We start from the raw sequence: 18,789 nt of genomic DNA, 5'->3' as shown, positions 1-18,789 counted from the left end.
TCCGTAATTTGTAATGGAATGAAATTGTAATACAAGGCTGATTGGGATTCATCTGTGCTGATGAATGAATTTTTAATGGATGTGATTAAAAAAAGGCTGCCTGAATCCCCATTTTCGGTTTTCAGGCAGCCTGATTGCACTCAATCCATCACAATCAGAACTTCCAATTCACGCCCAACAATGCCGACTTTTTCTCGCCCGACTCATTGTTTTTCGCATAATCGGCTTTCAGTTGCACTTCCCAACTGCCTTTGCCCACGCTCACGCCCACTTGTCCTTTGACTTCGTTGGCGAATTTTTGCGTCAGCTCTTGACCGTTGATGGCAACTTTCGCGCTGCTGTTGTTGTGGCGATACGCCACCCCTGCGTGTGGGCGGATTTTCACGCCATTGGCGGTTTCCACCGTTTTGCCCACATTCACGCCCGCTTGATAGCTGGTGATGCCAATTTTGCCTTGTTGGACTTGAACTTGGCTACCGTCTTGTGCCTCAATCGCGTAATCCGCTTTGCCCAAGTGCTGATGGCGAACGCCCGTATGTGCTTGAATTTCCACACCGCCCACGTTCCAATCTTGCGAAATGCCCACGCCCACGCTGCCCACATCGCGTTTGATGTCGGATTTTGGCGCAGAGGCATGACGTGTCGTCAATTCCGATTTGGCTTGACCTGCCGACACGTCCGCATTCACAGCAAAGCCGCTTTCGCCATGCCATTTGCCGTAAACCGTGCCTGTGGTGGTTTGACCTTTACCTTTGAAATCATCGGCATAGCTGGCATCGTAACGCAAATGATTGAGTGCGGCACCCACCGTCAGGCTGCCTGTACCGATTTCCACCGTTTTGTCCAAACCGATTTGCGTGAGTTTGCTGTCTTGCTCATAACCGCGATATTGGTCGGATTGATGTTGGGTTTTGCTGGTATCGGTTTGCGCCCAAGCACCCGAATTTTTGCCATTAAGATGTTGTAAACGCTCATCAATTCGGCTGGCGATGTGTTGCTGTTGGTGTGCCGTTGCCGACACTTCCGACAAAGCCGCATTCGCATATTGGCTGATGATTTCAGACTGCTTTTTCTGCTTGGCGGCTTCGGCTTGCTGCTTGGCAATTTCGGCAGCGAGTACCGCTCTTTGGCGTTCCGCTTCCGCTTGGGCGGCAGCCAATTCCTGTTCTTTTTCTTGGATTTGCGCCAATGCCAAGTTGGTTTGAGCCTGCGCTTGTGCCAATTCGCCCGCTTGGGTTTGGGCTTGGTTCAAAGCCTGCGCCAATTGTTTGGCGATTTGGTCGCGTTCGTGTTCCAACTGGGCTGCTTGGGCGATTTTCTCTTGTGCCAACTGTTCTGCTTGGGCAAGTGCTTGCTGTGCCTGTTGTTTTTCGCGTTCAGACTGGCTTTGTGCCGCAATCGCGTTCAACTTGGCTTGTTCGGCTGCTTGCTGTACTTGTTCGGCAGCTTGTTGGGCGATTTGCGCTTGCTCGCGCAAAGTTTTCTCCTGATTGAGTTGCGCCTGAATTTGCGTGTTTTGTGCTTGCACCTGAGTCAATTGCGCCTGTTTTTGCGTCAAATCTTGCTGGGCAGCCTGAACCGCTTGGGCGGTTTCATTTGCCAAAGCCTGCGCTTTTGCCAATTCATTGCGGATTTGTGCGATGGTTTGCGCGTCCGCTTGGGCGGCTGCCTGCAAACGCTGATTCCAAGCCTCCAATTCAGCCTGTGCCGTTTGCGCCTGTTTGAGTGCCAACTGTGCCACTTGCTGTGCGGCTTCGGCGATGGCTTGGGCTTTTTGGGCATTTTGCGCTTGCAGTTGCGCGGCTTGTTTGGCGATTTCAGACTGTGCCGCAGCCGTGGCTTGACGCGTGGCTTCCACTTCGGCGCGTTTTTGCGCGGTTTGGGCTTGCTGGGCGGCTAAATCGGCTTGCAATTTGGCTTGTTCCGATTTTTGTTTCGCCAAATCAGAGGTTTGCTTATCTTGTTCCGCTTTCGCTTTATCCGCTTGCGCTTGCGTTAAGGCTGCCTGAATTTGCGTCAAAGTCTGCTCTGCGTCCGTTTTGGCTTTTTCCGCTTGTGCCAGAGAAGTCAAAGCGGTATCACGTTGATTCTCTGCCAATTTTTGAGCGGATTCAGCCGCTTGCTGTGCGTTTTGGGCTGCCTGTAAAGCCTGTTCCTTATCTTGAACAAGTTGGTTTGCCTGTGCCAAATCGCTTTGCAATTTCGCCACATCTTGATTGCCACTGTCTTGTGCCAATTTCAAAGCGTCTTCGGCGATTTTTTTGTCGTGAAGGGCGGTTGCCAATTCGGATTCCGCTTGTTTTTGAGCGGTTTCAGCCGCAGTTTTGGCGGTTAAGGCTGCCTGTAATTGGTTTTCGGCATTTTGTCGTGCGGTTTCAGCCAATTCTTTGGCAGATTCAGCAGCCGTTTTGGCAGCTTCGGCTTTTGTCAAGTCGGTTTGTGCTTGATTTTTCGCGTCTTCTGCCAATTTGAGGGCGTTTTGTGCGGCAACTTTAGCGGTTTCGGCTTGACGAGCCAATTCAGCTTGACGCTCGGCTTCTGCAATGGCGTTGGCTTTGTCTTCTTCGGCTTTTTGTTTTGCCAAATCGGAGGCTTGCTTGTCTTGCTCTGCTTTAACTTTATCTTCTTCGGCTTTTTGTTTCGCCAAATCAGACGCTTGTTTATCTTGTTCCGCTTTCACTTTATCCGCTTGTGCTTGATTTAAGGCTGCCTGAATTTGCGTTACAGCCTGCTCTGCGTCCGTTTTGGCTTTTTCCGCTTGTGCCAGAGAAGTCAAAGCGGTATCGCGTTGGTTTTCTGCCAGTTTTTGAGCAGATTCAGCCGCTTGCTGGGCGTTTTGGGCTGCCTGTAAAGCCTGTTCCTTATCTTGAACAAGTTGGTTGGCTTGTGCCAAATCGCTTTGCAATTTCGCCACGTCTTGATTGCCGCTATCCTGTGCCAATTTTAACGCGTCTTCGGCGATTTTTTTGTCGCGCAGGGCGGTTGCCAATTCAGTTTGGGCTTTGGTTTTCTCGGTTTCTGCGACATCTTTTGCGGTTAAAGCTGCCTGTAACTGGCTTTCGGCATTTTGTCGTGCGGTTTCCGCCAATTCTTTGGCAGATTCAGCAGCCATTTTGGCGGCCTCGGCTGTTGCCAAATCAATTTGTGCTTGATTTTTCGCGTCTTCTGCCAATTTAAGGGCGTTTTGTGCGGCAACTTTGGCGGTTTCGGCTTGACGTGCCAATTCAGCTTGACGTTCGGCTTCTGCAATGGCGTTGGCTTTGTCTTCTTCGGCTTTTTGTTTTGCCAAATCGGAGGCTTGCTTGTCTTGCTCTGCTTTAACTTTATCTTCTTCGGCTTTTTGTTTCTCCAAATCGGAGGCTTGCTTGTCTTGTTCCGCTTTCGCTTTATCCGCTTGTGCTTGCGTTAAGGCTGCCTGAATTTGCGTTACAGCCTGCTCTGCGTCCGTTTTGGCTTTTTCCGCTTGTGCCAGAGAAGTCAAAGCGGTATCACGTTGATTCTCTGCCAATTTTTGAGCGGATTCAGCCGCTTGCTGGGCATTTTGGGCTGCCTGTAAAGCCTGTTCTTTGTCTTGAACAAGTTGGTTGGCTTGCGCCAAATCGCTTTGCAATTTCGCCACGTCTTGATTGCCGCTGTCTTGCGCCAATTTCAAAGCGTCTTCGGCGATTTTTTTGTCGCGCAGGGCGGTTGCCAATTCGGATTCCGCTTGTTGTTGAGCGGTTTCAGCAGCAGTTTTGGCGGTTAAAGCTGCCTGTAACTGGTTTTCGGCATTTTGTCGTGCGGTTTCCGCCAATTCTTTGGCAGATTCAGCAGCCGTTTTGGCAGCTTCGGCTGTTGCCAAATCGGTTTGTGCTTGATTTTTAGCGTCTTCTGCCAATTTGAGGGCGTTTTGTGCGGCAACTTTGGCGGTTTCGGCTTGACGAGCCAATTCAGCTTGACGTTCGGCTTCTGCAATGGCGTTGGCTTTGTCTTCTTCAGCTTTTTGTTTTGCCAAATCGGAGGCTTGCTTGTCTTGTTCCGCTTGTTGTTTAGCCAAATCAGACGCTTGTTTGTCTTGTTCCGCTTTCGCTTTATCCGCTTGCGCTTGGGTTAAGGCTGCCTGAATTTGCGTCAAAGCCTGCTCTGCGTCCGTTTTGGCTTTCTCCGCTTGTGCCAAAGAAGTCAAAGCGGTATCGCGTTGGTTTTCAGCGATTTTTTGAGCGGATTCAGCCGCTTGCTGGGCGTTTTGGGCTGTCTGTAAAGCCTGTTCGTGTTCACGAACTTTGGCATTGGCAGCGTCCAAAGCCTTTTGTGCGTCAGCAAGGACTTGACCGCCAGTAGCTTGGGCGTTTTGCAGGGCTTTTTGAGCGTCTTCCTTGTCTTTTAAGGCTTGTGCCAATTCAGTTTGGGCTTTGGTTTTCTCGGTTTCTGCGACATCTTTTGCGGTCAGGGCTGCCTGTAATTGGTTTTCGGCATTTTGTCGTGCGGTTTCCGCCAATTCTTTGGCAGATTCAGCAGCCGTTTTGGCGGCTTCGGCTGTTGCCAAGTCGGTTTGTGCTTGATTTTTCGCGTCTTCTGCCAATTTGAGGGCGTTTTGTGCGGCAACTTTGGCGGTTTCCGCTTGACGAGCCAGTTCAGCTTGACGTTCGGCTTCTGCAATGGCGTTCGCTTTGTCTTCTTCGGCTTTTTGTTTAGCCAAATCAGACGCTTGTTTATCCGCTTGTACTTGGGTTAAGGCTGCCTGAATTTGCGTTATAGCTTGTTCTGCGTCCGTTTTGGCTTTCTCCGCTTGTGCCAAAGAGTTCAAAGCGGTATCGCGTTGGTTCTCTGCCAATTTTTGAGCGGATTCAGCCGCTTGCTGGGCGTTTTGGGCAGCTTGTAAAGCCTGTTCTTTGTCTTGAACAAGTTGGTTTGCCTGTGCCAAATCGCTTTGCAATTTCGCCACGTCTTGATTGCCGCTGTCTTGTGCCAATTTAAGCGCGTCTTCGGCGATTTTTTTGTCGCGCAGGGCGGTTGCCAATTCGGATTCCGCTTGTTGTTGAGCGGTTTCAGCAGCAGTTTTGGCGGTTAAAGCTACCTGTAATTGGTTTTCGGCATTTTGTCGTGCGGTTTCCGCCAATTTTTTGGCAGATTCAGCAGCCGTTTTGGCAGCTTCGGCTTTTGTCAAGTCGGTTTGTGCTTGATTTTTCGCGTCTTCTGCCAATTTAAGGGCATTTTGCGCGGCAACTTTGGCGGTTTCGGCTTGACGCGCCAATTCAGCTTGACGTTCGGCTTCTGCAATGGCGTTCGCTTTATCTTCTTCGGCTTTTTGTTTTGCTAAATCAGACGCTTGTTTATCCGCTTGCGCTTGGGTTAAGGCTGCCTGAATTTGTGTCAAAGTCTGCTCTGCGTCCGTTTTGGCTTTCTCCGCTTGTGCCAAAGAACTCAAAGCGGTATCGCGTTGGTTCTCTGCCAATTTTTGAGCAGATTCAGCCGCTTGTTGTGCGTTTTGGGCAGCTTGTACAGCCTGTTCGTGTTCACGAACTTTGGCATTGGCAGCGTCCAAAGCTTTTTGAGCGTCAGCAAGGGCTTGACCACCATCCGCTTGGGCATTTTGCAGGGCTTTTTGAGCGTCTTCCTTGTCTTTTAAGGCTTGTGCCAATTCAGCTTGGGCTGTGTTTTTATCGGTTTGGGCTTTTGCCAAATCAGCTTGTGCTTGATTTTTCGCGTCTTCTGCCAATTTGAGGGCGTTTTGCGCGGTAACTTTGGCGGCTTCGGCTTGACGTGCCAGTTCAGCTTGACGTTTGGCTTCTGCAATGGCGTTGGCTTTGTCTTCTTCGGCTTTTTGTTTCGCCAAATCAGACGCTTGTTTATCCGCTTGTGCTTGATTTAAGGCTGCCTGAATTTGCGTTACAGCCTGCTCTGCGTCCGTTTTGGCTTTTTCAGCTTGTGCCAGAGAAGTCAAAGCGGTATCGCGTTGATTCTCCGCCAATTTTTGAGCGGATTCAGCCGCTTGCTGGGCGGTTTGGGCTGCCTGTAAAGCCTGTTCGTGTTCACGAACTTTGGCATTGGCAGCGTCCAAAGCCTTTTGTGCGTCAGCAAGGGCTTGACCGCCAGTAGCTTGGGCGTTTTGCAGGGCTTTTTGAGCGTCTTCCTTGTCTTTTAAGGCTTGTGCCAATTCAGCTTGGGCTGTGTTTTTATCGGTTTGGGCTTTTGCTAAATCGGTTTGTGCTTGATTTTTCGCGTCTTCTGCCAATTTGAGGGCGTTTTGCGCGGCAACTTTTGCGGTTTCGGCTTGACGAGCCAATTCAGCTTGACGTTCGGCTTCTGCAATGGCGTTTGCTTTGTCTTCTTCGGCTTTTTGTTTCGCCAAATCAGAGGCTTGTTTGGCAAGTTCCGCTTGACGTGCCAATTCCGCCTGACGCGCACTTTCGGCTTCGGCTTTTTCTTTGGCATCTTGCAATTTGGCGATTTCGTTTTGAGCGGCAGTTTGGGCATCTTCTGCGGCTTTTTGGGCGGCTTCGGCTTGCTCACGGGCGGTGTCGGCTGCCAATTTTTGTTCTTGCAAGACGCTTAATTGTTGCTCGGCTTGGGCGGTTTGCGCTTCGGCATCGGCAAGCTGTTGGGTGGTTTGATTTAATTTCGCCTGAATTTGGTCTTTTTGCTGTTGCAATGCCGTGGCTTGCTCTTCCGCTTCATCTTTTTTGCGGCGGGCGGTTGCTAAATCATTTTGTGCTTGGGTAAATTGGCTTTCTGCCTGTTTTTGGGCATTTTCAGCTTGGGTTTTGGCGGTCTCTGCTTGTTCTTTGGCAGTGTTGGCTTGATTGAGTGCCTGTGTTTTCTCATCAAGTTGTGTGTTGGCTTGGGCAAGTTGTTCACGCAAAGCCGCCAATTCTTCGCCACTTGCCGTTTGTGAATTTTGGGCATTGGTAAGCTGTCGTTGCAATTCCGCTTTTTGAGCTTGGGCTGCCTGTAAATCTTGCAGGGCTTTGGCTTTATCGGCATCGGCTTGTCGTTGAGCGGCTTGCGCGTTTTGCAAAGCGGTTTGGGCTTGATTTTGGGCTTGCTCGGCTTCGTTTTTGGCGTTGATTGCCTCTTGCAAGGCGGTTTGTGCGGTGTCGGCGGCTTCTTGGGCTTGTTGTTTTTGTGTGTTTGCCTCGTTAAGTTGTTGTTGCAGGGTATTTTTTTCTGATTCAATTTCTTGTTTTTGCGCTTCGGCTTGTTCTTTGGCTTTTTGCGCGGCGGTTAATGAATCAAACATTTCTTGCATGAGTTTTTGAACGGTCTCTTCTTGACGCTTGGCTTCTGCCAATTCGGTTTTGGCTTGCTCGGCTTGTTTTTCGGCTTGGGCAAGTTGTTGGCGCAATGCGTCCAGTTGGGCATTGTTGTTGCCTGTTTGGGCGGCAGCAAGGGCGGCTTCGGCATCGGCTTTGGCTTTTTGTGCGTCTGCAAGGGCTTGTTTGGCTTTTTCGGCTTCGGCGGCGGCTTTTTTGGCTTCTTCTTCACGCAATTTGGCAAGTTCTGCTGCGCGTTTGGGGTTGCTCAAATAGTATTCTTTGCCTGCGTCATTTTTGAGGGTGTAGCGATACGCGCCAGCATCCACATAGCCACCCGATAATTGGAAGGACACATCATCGCCATTTTGAACGGCATTTTGCAATTCAACCAAAGTCAGTTTTTGAATATTGGCTTCTGCGCCTGTGTTGCGTACGGACAGGGTGTGGTCGCCTGCGGCATAGCCTTTGACCACCAATTTGTCGGCTTGTTGTTGTGCCACATTGCTCAAATAATTGAAATGAATGTTGCCGTCTAAATTGCCGTTTACGGTTAAAGTGTTGAATGATGTGGCTGTTTCTACGCCTTCTTTATTTTGGGCGTTGAGCGTGATTTGGCTGCCTGAAACGCCGTCCAAATTGCCAATGGCTTGGCTGGACGGTAAAGTCCAATGACCGTTGTTGGCAAGTTCAATGGTGGTGGCGTTGCTGGCGGTGATGTTGCGGTCGTAATCCACATTTAGGCGCAAGGTGGCATTGTCGCGCAAATTGATGTTGCCATTGACGCGGGTTTCGGGAATGTATGCCAAAATGTCTGCGTCATAGGTTTTGTTTTCGGCGGTGGTGATGCCTGTGTGCAATGAACGGGTGTAGATTTCTTCGCCATTGACAAAGCCCAATTCGGCACGGGCATTGCCCGATACGCTGATGTTGGCGGTGATGTTGCCCACGTTGCGGCTGGTTTTCAGGCTGCCTGAATCCACGTTGATGTGGGTGGCGTTGAAATCGCGCGTTACCCAATCGTGGTCAAGCATGACTTCGGTGCCGTTTAAGTGGTCGTAGGCATGAGGCGTGGGTGTGCCAGATAACACCAGCGTGCCGTTTTGAACGCTGATGTTGCCATTGAGATTGCTGCCACCGTTTAAAATGTAAATGTCGTCTTTTAAGCTGGGATTGAAATGCACGTCCAAGCGACCGTTGGGTAAAGTGGCGTTGGTTTCGCCCAATTTGCCGAAAAATGCGTCTTTTTTGGCAAGCAAAGGTGCGTTGGCTTTCATTTTCAAGAAAATATTGAGTGCTTCATCGCGGTCGCTGCTCAAATAACGCCACGTTGCACCGTTGCTTTTTTGAGCAGGAAAGCCCACGCTGGCAGGATTGCGCCCTTCATTCACGGCATAGTAATCAATGGAACCATCGCTGCGTTTGGCAAGATAAATCGCATAATCGTGTTTTTTGTTGCGATTTTCTTCAAAAACCACATTTTGTGGCGTCACTTCTTTGCTGCGTGCAAGGGTAACGCTGGCTGCCTGATTGGTATTGTGATTGACAATTTGTGCGCCATCATCGGTATTTTGAATGCGTTCAAAAGTCAAATGGTTGCCATTCAAATCCAAGCGTCCACCGCGTGAACCAAAATAAATATTATTATTGTCAAGTAATTGTTTGTTGTCGCCCAACACCACCGTACCGCGACCGCTTGTTAAACCCACTTGGCTGAATGCCTGTTTTTGTCCTGTCGCGTCTGCTTGTTGATTTAAAACGACTTTACCATCGCCCACGCTGATTGAGCCTTGGTTCATGCCCACGCCTGTGATATTCAGCGTACCGCCACCAATTTTGGATAAACGGTCGTCTTTGGGATTATGCACTTGCCAATTCACGGTTTTGCCGTTGGCAACAGATACGCCTGCGCCCAGCCAAGTGGTGTTGGCTTGGCTGCCTGAAACGGTAAAATTCGCGTCAAAATACAAAGCCCCTGCGCCTTGATTGATGTCTTGTGTCAAATGCAAAGTGCCGTTGCTGCCTGAAATATTGACGGTTTTGCCATGATTGGCGCTGGGAATGTGGGGCGAGCCTGTGGTGGGTTTGGGCAAAGCGTCATCACGCAAATCCACTTTCAACGTGGTGCTGCCACCTGTGATGTTGGAGGTGTTGCCCGTTGGTGTCCAGTTGTAGCGTTGATTATTGACGCGGTTGCTGATGTTGCCCGCAATGTCTTCTTTCACACGTTCTTCAAAAAATGCTTTACGCGCAATCATCGCACGACCCCATGGAATGCTTTCATTGCCATTGGACGATTGATGATGTGCTACCGTAACCCATTGATTTAATGTGGTATCAAAGCCCAAAATGGCAGAGCCACTGTCGCCTTTGCGCGGTTGGGTTGCCAAGGGGTCCACGCCATCGGTAAACAAGCCTTTGGTGGCGTTGTATTCCACCGCCTCATTCATCGCGGTGGGAATAAAGGGCAGCAATGAACCACCAGCCAAGTAATTGTAAGAATTGCTGACTTGGTTGGGTTTTGCACCTGCTGCGTCAATGGTAAATTGTCGTCCTGCGCCAATGCGGGCAAAGGCGGCAAAACGTGGGTTGTTGATGAGTTCTGTGTTGCTCAATGAGATGTTGGCAATGGGGGCGGGTATGGCTTCGGTGACCAATTTTTCCAAACGTGGTGTGCCATAATCCCAATGTGGGATATTTTTATCGGTTTTTTCGGCATCGTTGCGGTCGGCAAGTTGGTAGTGGTAGCGATTGGAATCGGGATTGAGTTTGCCCGTTTGCCCAAAGCGCACACCTGCATTGACGTTGTGTGCCACCGTGCCGTAATACTGCGGTGTCATCATGATGCCCAAACCTGCTTCCACAAATGTGCCAATTTGCGGTACGCCAGAAAAATCGGGCATGGGCAAGCCTTTTAGGGTTACGCCCAAGTTGTTGCCTTTTTTATCGTAAACTTCAATGTTTTGTGTGCCTGCGACAAATTGCCCTTTGTTTTCGGCAAAATCGCGGAAATATTGGTAATCAATGTCGCTGCGAACAATGGAGGCGTGCGCTGATGTTGCTGCCAATGAAATCAGCGAGGCAAGCGCGGTGCGGCGAAAGGTTTGATTTTGATGACGTTGGGTGGATTTCTTTTTCATGATGGATTCGCAATTTAAATAATAATCAAATTTGGGGTTGAAATTGGCGTAAAAGTTCTATTTTAAGCCATATTTTTCCGTATTTTACGTCATTTTGGGGATAAATATGGCAGATTTTTTTCTATTTGTGCGATTGGGTTTTCAGGCTGCCTGAAACGCTTTTTTCCCCCCATGGCGCAATTTGTGTTAAAACACGCCCCATTGACAATGATGTTTGTGGAAAATCATGCTGCCTGAAACCCGCCAACTGCTCAAAATCACCGACCACACCGCCGATAAATTGCACAAACTCCACTTAAACAGCGCTTGGGATTTGGTGTTGCACCTGCCACTTCGTTATGAAGATGAAACGCAAATTGTCCCCATTGCCCACGCGCCTTTGGGCGAACCTTGCCAAGTGGAGGGCGAAGTGGTGCATTTGCACGTTCAATATCAGCCACGCAAACAACTCATTGCGCGGATTCAAGATGAATCGGGTGCGATATTGAATTTGCGTTTCATTCATTTTTATCCCAATCATGTGAAACAGCTTGCGGAGGGGCAAATGGTTCGTGCTTTGGGCGAAATCAAGCACGGTTATCATGGCGATGAGATGATACACCCCAAAATCAAATCGCCCGATAAAACGGATTTGGCGCAAAGCCTTACCCCCATTTACCCCACCACGCAGGGTTTGAATCAGCCCATTTTGCGTAAAGCCATCAATCAGGCTTTGGAAACGGTGGATTTGCAAGAGGTGTTGCCCAGCGACATTTTGCACGATTTAAGGCTGCCTGAATTGGCGGAAAGTTTGCGCGTGTTGCACAATCCGCCGCCGCATTTGGACATGAAAACGCTGGCAAATGGTGCATTTCCCGCGTGGCAGCGTTTGAAATTTGATGAATTGCTGGCGCAGCAGCTTTCCATGCGTTTGGCGAAACAAAGGCGGCTTTCAGGCAGCGCGAAACCTTTGCGTGGCACGGGCGAATTATCGGCAAAACTGTTGGCAAAATTGCCGTTTACGCTCACGGCAGCGCAGCAAAGGGTGCTGGACGAAATCGCGGCGGATTTGGCGCAAACCACGCCCATGCACCGCTTGTTGCAAGGCGATGTGGGCAGTGGCAAAACCATTGTTGCCGCATTGAGCGCATTGGTGGCTTTGGAAAGCGAGGGCGATTTTCAGGCAGCCATCATGGCACCCACCGAAATTTTAGCCGAACAGCATTATGTGAAATTCAAACAATGGTTTGAACCTTTGGGCATAGATGTGGCGTGGCTTTCAGGCAGCCTGAAAAAAAAGGAAAAAGACCAAGTCAAAACCCAACTGGCAAACGGCACAATTCGCTTGGCGGTTGGCACACACGCGCTGTTTCAAGACGACGTGGTGTTTCACAATTTGGGTTTGGTGATGGTTGATGAGCAACACCGTTTTGGCGTGGCACAGCGTTTGGCTTTAAAAAACAAAGGGCAAGACGTACACCAACTGATGATGTCTGCCACGCCCATACCGCGCACTTTGGCGATGAGTTTCTTTGCCGATTTGGACGTTTCCGTGATAGACGAATTGCCACCCAATCGCACCCCCATTCAAACCAAGCTGATACACAGCGCAAGGCGCAGCCAAGTAGAAGGCTTTGTGCTGAACACCTGCCAAAAAGGGCAACAAGCCTATTGGGTCTGCCCCCTGATTGAAGAAAGCGAAACCCTACAACTGCAAACCGCCACCGAAACGCTGGAAAATTTACAGGCAGCCTTGCCCAGTCTCAACATCGGTTTGGTACACGGGCGCATGAAAGCTGCCGAAAAAGCAGCCGTCATGGCAGAATTTATTGCGGGAAAAATCAACGTGTTGGTTGCCACCACCGTGATTGAAGTGGGCGTGGACGTGCCAAACGCCAGCCTGATGGTGATTGAACACGCCGAACGCATGGGTTTATCACAACTGCACCAATTGCGTGGCAGGGTAGGGCGTGGCGTGGCAGCCAGCAGTTGCCTGCTCATGTTTACCGAGCCATTGAGCCAAATGGCGCGAGAACGCCTGAAAGTCATTTACGAAAACACAGACGGTTTTGAAATTGCCCGCCACGATTTGAATTTGCGCGGGCCAGGCGAATTTTTGGGCGCAAGACAAAGTGGCGCACCCATGTTGCGTTTTGCCGATTTGCAAAATGATTTGATTTTGTTGGAAAAAGCACGCGAAATCGCCCCCAAGCTCATCGCCCAACACCCCGAAGTGGTCGCGCAACATTTGCAACGCTGGTTGGGCAGCCGCGAAGGTTTTTTGGCAGCCTGAAAGCATATCGCACATAAATAAAAAGTCTTTCATTTTCGCCAAGGCTTGTTTTAATATGGCAGATTGGTTTGTCAAGAAATAGAGAATAAACGTGAAATTACAACAACTTCGCTATGCCGTAGAAACCCATCGCCGCAATTTGAATGTGTCGGAAGCCGCCGAAGCCCTGTTTACATCGCAACCTGGGGTGTCCAAACAAATCCGCTTGCTGGAAGAGGAATTGGGCGTGCAAATTTTCATACGCAGTGGCAAACGCATGGTTGCCGTTACCCCAGCAGGACGTGCCGTATTGGAAATTGCCGAGCAAATTTTACAAAATGTCCAAAAAATCAAAGCAGTGGGCAGTGAATTTGCCAACCAAGATTCAGGCAGCCTGAACATCGCCACCACCCCCACCATTGCCCGTTATGTGTTGCCCAATGTGTTGCGCCAATTTATGCAACGCCACCCCAGCGTCAAATTGAATTTGCGCCAAGCCCACACCGAGCAGCTCAATGAAATGGTGTTGCATGGCGAAGTGGATTTTGCCCTTGGCAACCAAAGTGGCGGCAATGCCAACGAAGTGCGGCGTTTGTTGGGCAAACCGTGGGCGTGTGCGCTGGTGTTGCCGCCTGACAACCCATTGGCGCAGCAAAACCACATCGCATGGGAACACATCATCAGCCAGCCCATTTTGACTTACGATGACGCGCTGTTGCCCCAATCCGCCTTGCACAAAGCCCTGAATAAAGCAGGACAAAACGATGCCCACATCGCCTTTGCCAGCAACGACCACGAAACGCTGTTTGATTACATTCGCTTGGGTTTGGGCGTGGGCATTGTGGACAAAATCGCTTGCCAACATTTGCACGATTTGGCAGTGCGCGACATCAGCCATTTGTTTGAACCCATGCACTTGCAAATTTTGTTGAGACAAAACAATTTATTGCGTACACTTGCCTACGATTTTATTGAATTGTTGCAGCCTGAATGGCAACGCAGCGCAATCCAAAATCTGCTTTACGCGCCTGCTGTGCAGGATTTTTCCATTTAACACAACGTGAGTTTGGGATAAAAATCATTGATAAATGTAAGTAACTTTACGCCCTCTCCCAGTGGGAGAGGGTTGGGGAGAGGGTATGCTGCTCAACCAACCCTCTCTCCAACGCTTTCCCATAGGGAGAGAGGGCTGCTTGGTTGGCAAATGGACAGTTACTTATTCCGAGTCCACGTTAAAACAAACACATCAAAACATGAGAATCGTGAATTTACCCCAACAGCGTTGGTTTCAATTTGCCCTGTTTATTTTGCGCCGATTCAATCAAATTGGCGTGGCGCAAGTGGCAGGCAGCCTGACTTTTACCACACTCTTGGCACTGGTGCCTGTGCTGACGGTGATGTTGGTGGTGGTGGCAGCATTTCCCATGTTTGAAGATGTGTCGGCACAATTTATGGAAATGGTGAACGATGTGCTGGTGCCAAGTGGCGCATCAACCATCATGGCATACCTGAATCAATTCAAAGACAAAGCCAATGGTTTAACCGCCATCAGTTTGCTGGGCATGGGCATCACGTCCATTTTGCTCATTCAAACCATAGACCAAACCTTCAACCGCATTTGGCGCGTCAAAACCACACGCTCCCTGTTTCAACAAATTCCGATTTATTGGGCATTGCTCACGCTTGCGCCTGTGGCATTGGGTTTGGGCGCATCGCTCACGCGCAAAATTCAGGCAGCCCTGCCGCATTTGTCGGACGGTGCGATTGGGCATTTGCCACAACTTTTGTTCACACTTGCGGTGTTGTATTTTGCCTATCGCGTGGTGCCAAATCGCTATGTTCCCAGCAAACACGCTTTGTGTGGCGCGTTCATGACCGCGCTGGCGGTGGAAATTGCCAAATGGGGTTTTGGGATTTACATTCGCAATTTCAACAGCTACGAACTCATTTATGGCGTGTTTGCGGCTGTGCCTGTGTTTTTGATTTGGTTGAATGTGTTGTGGATTTTGGTGCTGACGGGGGCGGTGATGACCGCCAGTTTTTCGTATTGGCGCGGCAATGCTTTTTTACGCAGCCGCATGAAAAACCACAGTTTTGATGAAGTTTTGACCTTGCTGTTGTTGTTGAAACAAGCGCATTTGCAAGGTAAAAGTTTGTCGTTGCCCGACTTTCGCCAACACGTTCACATGGGCTATGATGAATTGGGCGATTTGCTGGAAACTTTGGCGCAACACGATTATGTGAGCCAAGACAAAAACCGTTGGGTAATGAAAAAATCATCTGAAAACATCATTTTATTGGATTTGGCGAATATTTTTGTGTACAAGCTGCCTGAAATCCACACGCCCATTCAGGCAGCTTTGCAGGATTTGGTGCGGCCTTGTGTGCAATCGCTCAATGTGAATTTGGACGAATTTGCCAAGCAACACGATTTGCACGCTCAACCGATTTTGCCTGCGCGTTTGTCCAAAATGCTGTCGGATTTGGCAGACCAGCATTCCGCCAAATAATGCAACATCAAAGCGGTTGCGCCCCAAATGTCGTAATGCAAATGGGGCAGGGCGGGCAAATTGGCGCGGCTGGTGTAGCGCGATGCGTCCACCGCAACATCAAGTGGCAACCAAAAAATTTCTGCCACTTCTTGTGCATTGGCTTGGGTTTCAGGCAGCCTGTCGCAATGCGCCAACACGGGCGTGATGGCATAGCCCGATGGCGTACAACACACAGGCAGGCAGCCTGAAACGCGCCAAACATTTGGCGAAATGCCTGTTTCTTCAAACGTTTCGCGCAAGGCGGTGGCGATGGGGCTGGGGTCGTTGGGGTCGCATTTGCCGCCAGCGAAAGCGATTTGCCCCGTGTGGTGGCGCAAGGTTTCAGCGCGGCGTGTGAGCAGAATTTGCCATGCACCCGTTTTCGCGTGTGGCGCAATGCCGATTAACACCGCCGCCGCACGATGTTGTGGCGAACAGAGCGTTTGGCTGCGTTGCTGTAAGCGCGACACAATCGGCACAGACACGCAATATGCCAAAAAATCGCTTAAATCGTCTTCATTGAATATCATCATTTTGGGGGTTTCAGGCAGCCTGAAACCTTTGCAAAACCTACTTTTAAACTGACGTAGGGGCGGATTTCATATCCGCCTCTTTTCAATTTATGTAAAAATAGGACGAGTGTAGGGTGCAACTTGTTGCACCATTTTCCTGATAAAACATGTATTTGGTGCAACAAGTTGCACCCTACATGGCGTCCCAAAAATAAAAATTTCTGCAAGTCTAAACAGGGCAAATATGAAATCTGCCCTTGCGAACCGAGTTTTGCAAAGGTTTCAGCCTGAAAATGGAAAAAAGGTTCAATAAGAGAAAGGGGCAGATGTAAAATCTGCCCCCATTTTTGTTACACGCCCTGTTTCAGGCTGGCTTCAATAAAACCGTCCAAATCGCCGTCCAAAACCGCTTTGGTGTTGCCCACTTCATAGCCCGTACGCAAATCCTTAATCCGTGAAGAATCCAACACATACGAGCGAATTTGGCTGCCCCAACCCACGTCCGATTTGCCGTCTTCAAGGGCTTGTTTTTCTTCATTGCGCTTACGCATTTCCAATTCAAACAATTTGGCACGCAACATTTCTTCACACACGCGGCGGTTTTCGTGTTGCGAGCGGCTGTTTTGCGATTGCACCACAATGCCCGTTGGAATGTGCGTCATGCGCACGGCAGAATCGGTTTTGTTGATGTGCTGACCGCCCGCACCCGATGCGCGGTAAGTGTCGGTACGCACATCGGCAGGGTTGATTTCAATTTCAATGGAATCATCAACTTCGGGATAAATGAACACAGACGCGAAAGACGTATGGCGTTTGTTGTTGGAGTCAAATGGCGAGTAGCGCACCAAGCGGTGTACGCCCGTTTCGGTTCGCAATAAACCGTAGGCGTATTCGCCTTCCACGCGGATTGTGGCGCGGTTGATGCCCGCGATTTCGCCATCGTCTTCTTCCAAAATTTCAATTTTGAAACCTTTGCGCTCGGCATAACGCGAATACATGCGAAACAGCATACCAGCCCAATCTTCCGCTTCCGTGCCGCCTGCGCCAGCCGTGATGTCAATGAAACAGTTGTTTGGGTCGGCAGGCTGGTTGAACATGCGTTTGAATTCCAAATCCGCCATTTGCTTTTCCAATTCGGCAACATCGGCAACAATGGCGGCAAAGCCGTCTGTGTCGTTTTCTTCCACCACCATTTCAATCAATTCGCGGTTGTCGGCAATGCCGTTTTCAATGTTGTCCAAAGTCAGCACCACGCCTTCCAGCAGTTTGCGTTCTTTGCCGATTTCTTGGGCGCGTTTGGGGTCGTTCCACAATTCGGGGTCTTCCGACAAGCCGACCACTTCTTCCAAGCGGTCTTTTTTGCCTTGATAGTCCATGTAGTTGCGAATGTCGCGGTTGCGTTGGGCTAAATCGTCTAATTGGTTGTTTAATTGGTTGATTTGTTCGGTTTCCATGTTTCTGTATTCCTTGAAAAATTTTGGGGCGTATTGTAACGTATTTTTCAGGCTGCCTGAAACTTTTGCAAAAATCGGTTCGTAGGGGCAGATTTCATATCTGCCCCGTTTGAGCTTGTGGCAATTTTCATTTTTATCAATAAATTGAAAAAAGGGCGGATATGAAATCCGCCCCTACGTCAGCTTGCAAGTGGGTTTTGCAAAGGTTTCAGCTTAAAAAATGTGTTTTTACTGCGCCAAAAACATCTTCACAGCAGGCACTGCCAAAATCAACAACACCGCCACAATCGCCCATTCCGCGCGTTTAAATGGCAATTTGCCGTGAAACTGTTTTTGCGAATAGGCAAACAATGCCACGCCCACAGCATACAACAACACAGAAAACAGCAAATATTTCACCCCAGCCGCATACACAATCCACAAAGCATACACGCTGGCGATTGCACCAATCGCCTTGTATTTGAACGCCAAATTCTGCTTCATCGCCTGTTGCAACAAAAACAAGCCCACCAACAAATACGGCACCAAAATCATGGACGTGGAAATCAACAACAAGGCTTGGTAACTGTTGCCCGTTTGCCAAACCAAAAACAGGCAAAGTTGCACGGTCAAAGTTGTGAACAACAAAGCGTTTTTCGGTACAAGATTGCCGTTTAAAGTCAAAAATGATTTGGGGAATGCGCCATTTTTCGCGCCCAAATGCGGAATTTCGGTCGCGTACAAAGTCCAGCTCAAATAAGACGACAACACCGACACAATCAAACACACGCTAATCAAAATCTTGCCCCAATCGCCCACCATGTGCGCCAACACCCCAGCCATAGATGGATTGGACATTGTCGCAATCTCGCTGCGCGGCAACACACCTTGCGCCAACAGCGTGATTGCCACATACAACACCAGCACCAAACCCACACCCAAAATGGTTGCTTTGCCCACATCGCTGCGGTTTTTGGCGTGTTTGGACAACACAGACGCGCCTTCAATACCCGTAAAAACCCATAATGTAATCAACATGGTATTTTTGACTTGGCTCATGATGCTGTTGTCTGCGCCTTCTTCGGGGACGATGCTTGCGCCTGTCCAGTCTGCCATAAAAATGTCTGCGCGGAAAAAATACACCGCCAAACCCACAAACACCATCAAAGGGAAAATTTTAACCACAGTCGCCAACAAATTGATGCCAGCCGCTTCACGAATACCGCGTGCCACCAAACCGTAAATCAACCATGCCACCGCGCTTTCGCCCACAAACGCCCAAAACGTGTTGCCCTGCCCAAACAGCGTGAATTGTGGCGTATCGGTAAATGTGCCGACCGCTTCAAACGCCACCACCAAATAGCCCACAATGCCAATCGTGGTACACAACCAATAACCCCACGCCGACAAAAAGCCCACCAAATCGCCAAAACCCGCACGCGCGTAGGTGTAAATGCCGCCGTCCAAATCGGGGCGCAATTTGGCAAGACAAGCGAATGAAATCCCCAAGAAAATAATCCCAAAGCCCGTAATCAACCAACCGATTAACAAAGCCTGCGAACCCGCCACCGCCGACATATTTTGCGGCAGACTGAAAACGCCTGAACCGACCATGGAACTGATGACCAAAGCCGTGAGCGCGGTCAAACCAATTTGTGTTTTGCTAGACATAAAATACTCTGATTATTAA

7 protein-coding genes are annotated in these 18,789 nt (G+C 49.5%); 3 read left to right on the top strand and 4 right to left on the bottom strand.

Features of this window, described 5'->3' with window-relative positions; translation table 11 throughout:
- Positions 1-154: 154 nt before the first annotated feature.
- Positions 155-10,372, bottom strand: a complete 10,218-nt coding sequence (locus H3L97_RS10965) for a S6 family peptidase (RefSeq protein ID WP_182073073.1) — start codon at positions 10,370-10,372, stop codon at positions 155-157.
- A 226-nt stretch (positions 10,373-10,598) separates the two neighbouring features.
- Between H3L97_RS10965 and recG the strand changes: the two genes are divergently transcribed.
- The 3 genes from recG to H3L97_RS10950 all read left to right on the top strand — a co-directional run bounded on the left by recG (position 10,599) and on the right by H3L97_RS10950 (position 15,133).
- Positions 10,599-12,644, top strand: coding sequence for an ATP-dependent DNA helicase RecG (gene recG / locus H3L97_RS10960; protein WP_097114493.1), 2,046 nt, complete (start codon positions 10,599-10,601; stop codon positions 12,642-12,644).
- Positions 12,645-12,735: 91 nt separating this feature from the next.
- Complete coding sequence (locus tag H3L97_RS10955; protein WP_097114492.1) at positions 12,736-13,677, top strand: LysR substrate-binding domain-containing protein; 942 nt, start codon at positions 12,736-12,738, stop codon at positions 13,675-13,677.
- A gap of 85 nt (positions 13,678-13,762) precedes the next feature.
- The gene (locus H3L97_RS10950) at positions 13,763-15,133 is read left to right on the top strand and encodes a YihY family inner membrane protein (protein ID WP_224446346.1); all 1,371 of its coding nucleotides are present in this window, start codon (positions 13,763-13,765) and stop codon (positions 15,131-15,133) included.
- Here the strand turns inward: H3L97_RS10950 and H3L97_RS10945 are convergent.
- The 3 genes from H3L97_RS10945 to H3L97_RS10935 form a co-directional block, all read right to left on the bottom strand.
- A complete protein-coding gene (locus H3L97_RS10945) occupies positions 15,064-15,687 on the bottom strand; it encodes an NUDIX hydrolase (RefSeq protein ID WP_224446347.1) in 624 nt (207 codons plus the stop codon). The genes H3L97_RS10950 and H3L97_RS10945 overlap by 70 nt on opposite strands.
- A gap of 329 nt (positions 15,688-16,016) precedes the next feature.
- Positions 16,017-17,120 (bottom strand): peptide chain release factor 2, encoded by a 1,104-nt coding sequence (prfB, locus tag H3L97_RS10940; RefSeq protein ID WP_097114490.1) that lies wholly within the window; start codon positions 17,118-17,120, stop codon positions 16,017-16,019.
- Positions 17,121-17,348: 228 nt separating this feature from the next.
- Positions 17,349-18,770, bottom strand: a complete 1,422-nt coding sequence (locus H3L97_RS10935; protein WP_097114489.1) for a basic amino acid/polyamine antiporter — start codon at positions 18,768-18,770, stop codon at positions 17,349-17,351.
- Positions 18,771-18,789 lie beyond the last annotated feature (19 nt).

Origin of the sequence: Alysiella filiformis (assembly GCF_014054525.1) — a bacterium.
GTDB classification, from domain to species: domain Bacteria; phylum Pseudomonadota; class Gammaproteobacteria; order Burkholderiales; family Neisseriaceae; genus Simonsiella; species Simonsiella filiformis.
This window is presented reverse-complemented; position numbering and strand designations above follow the sequence as displayed.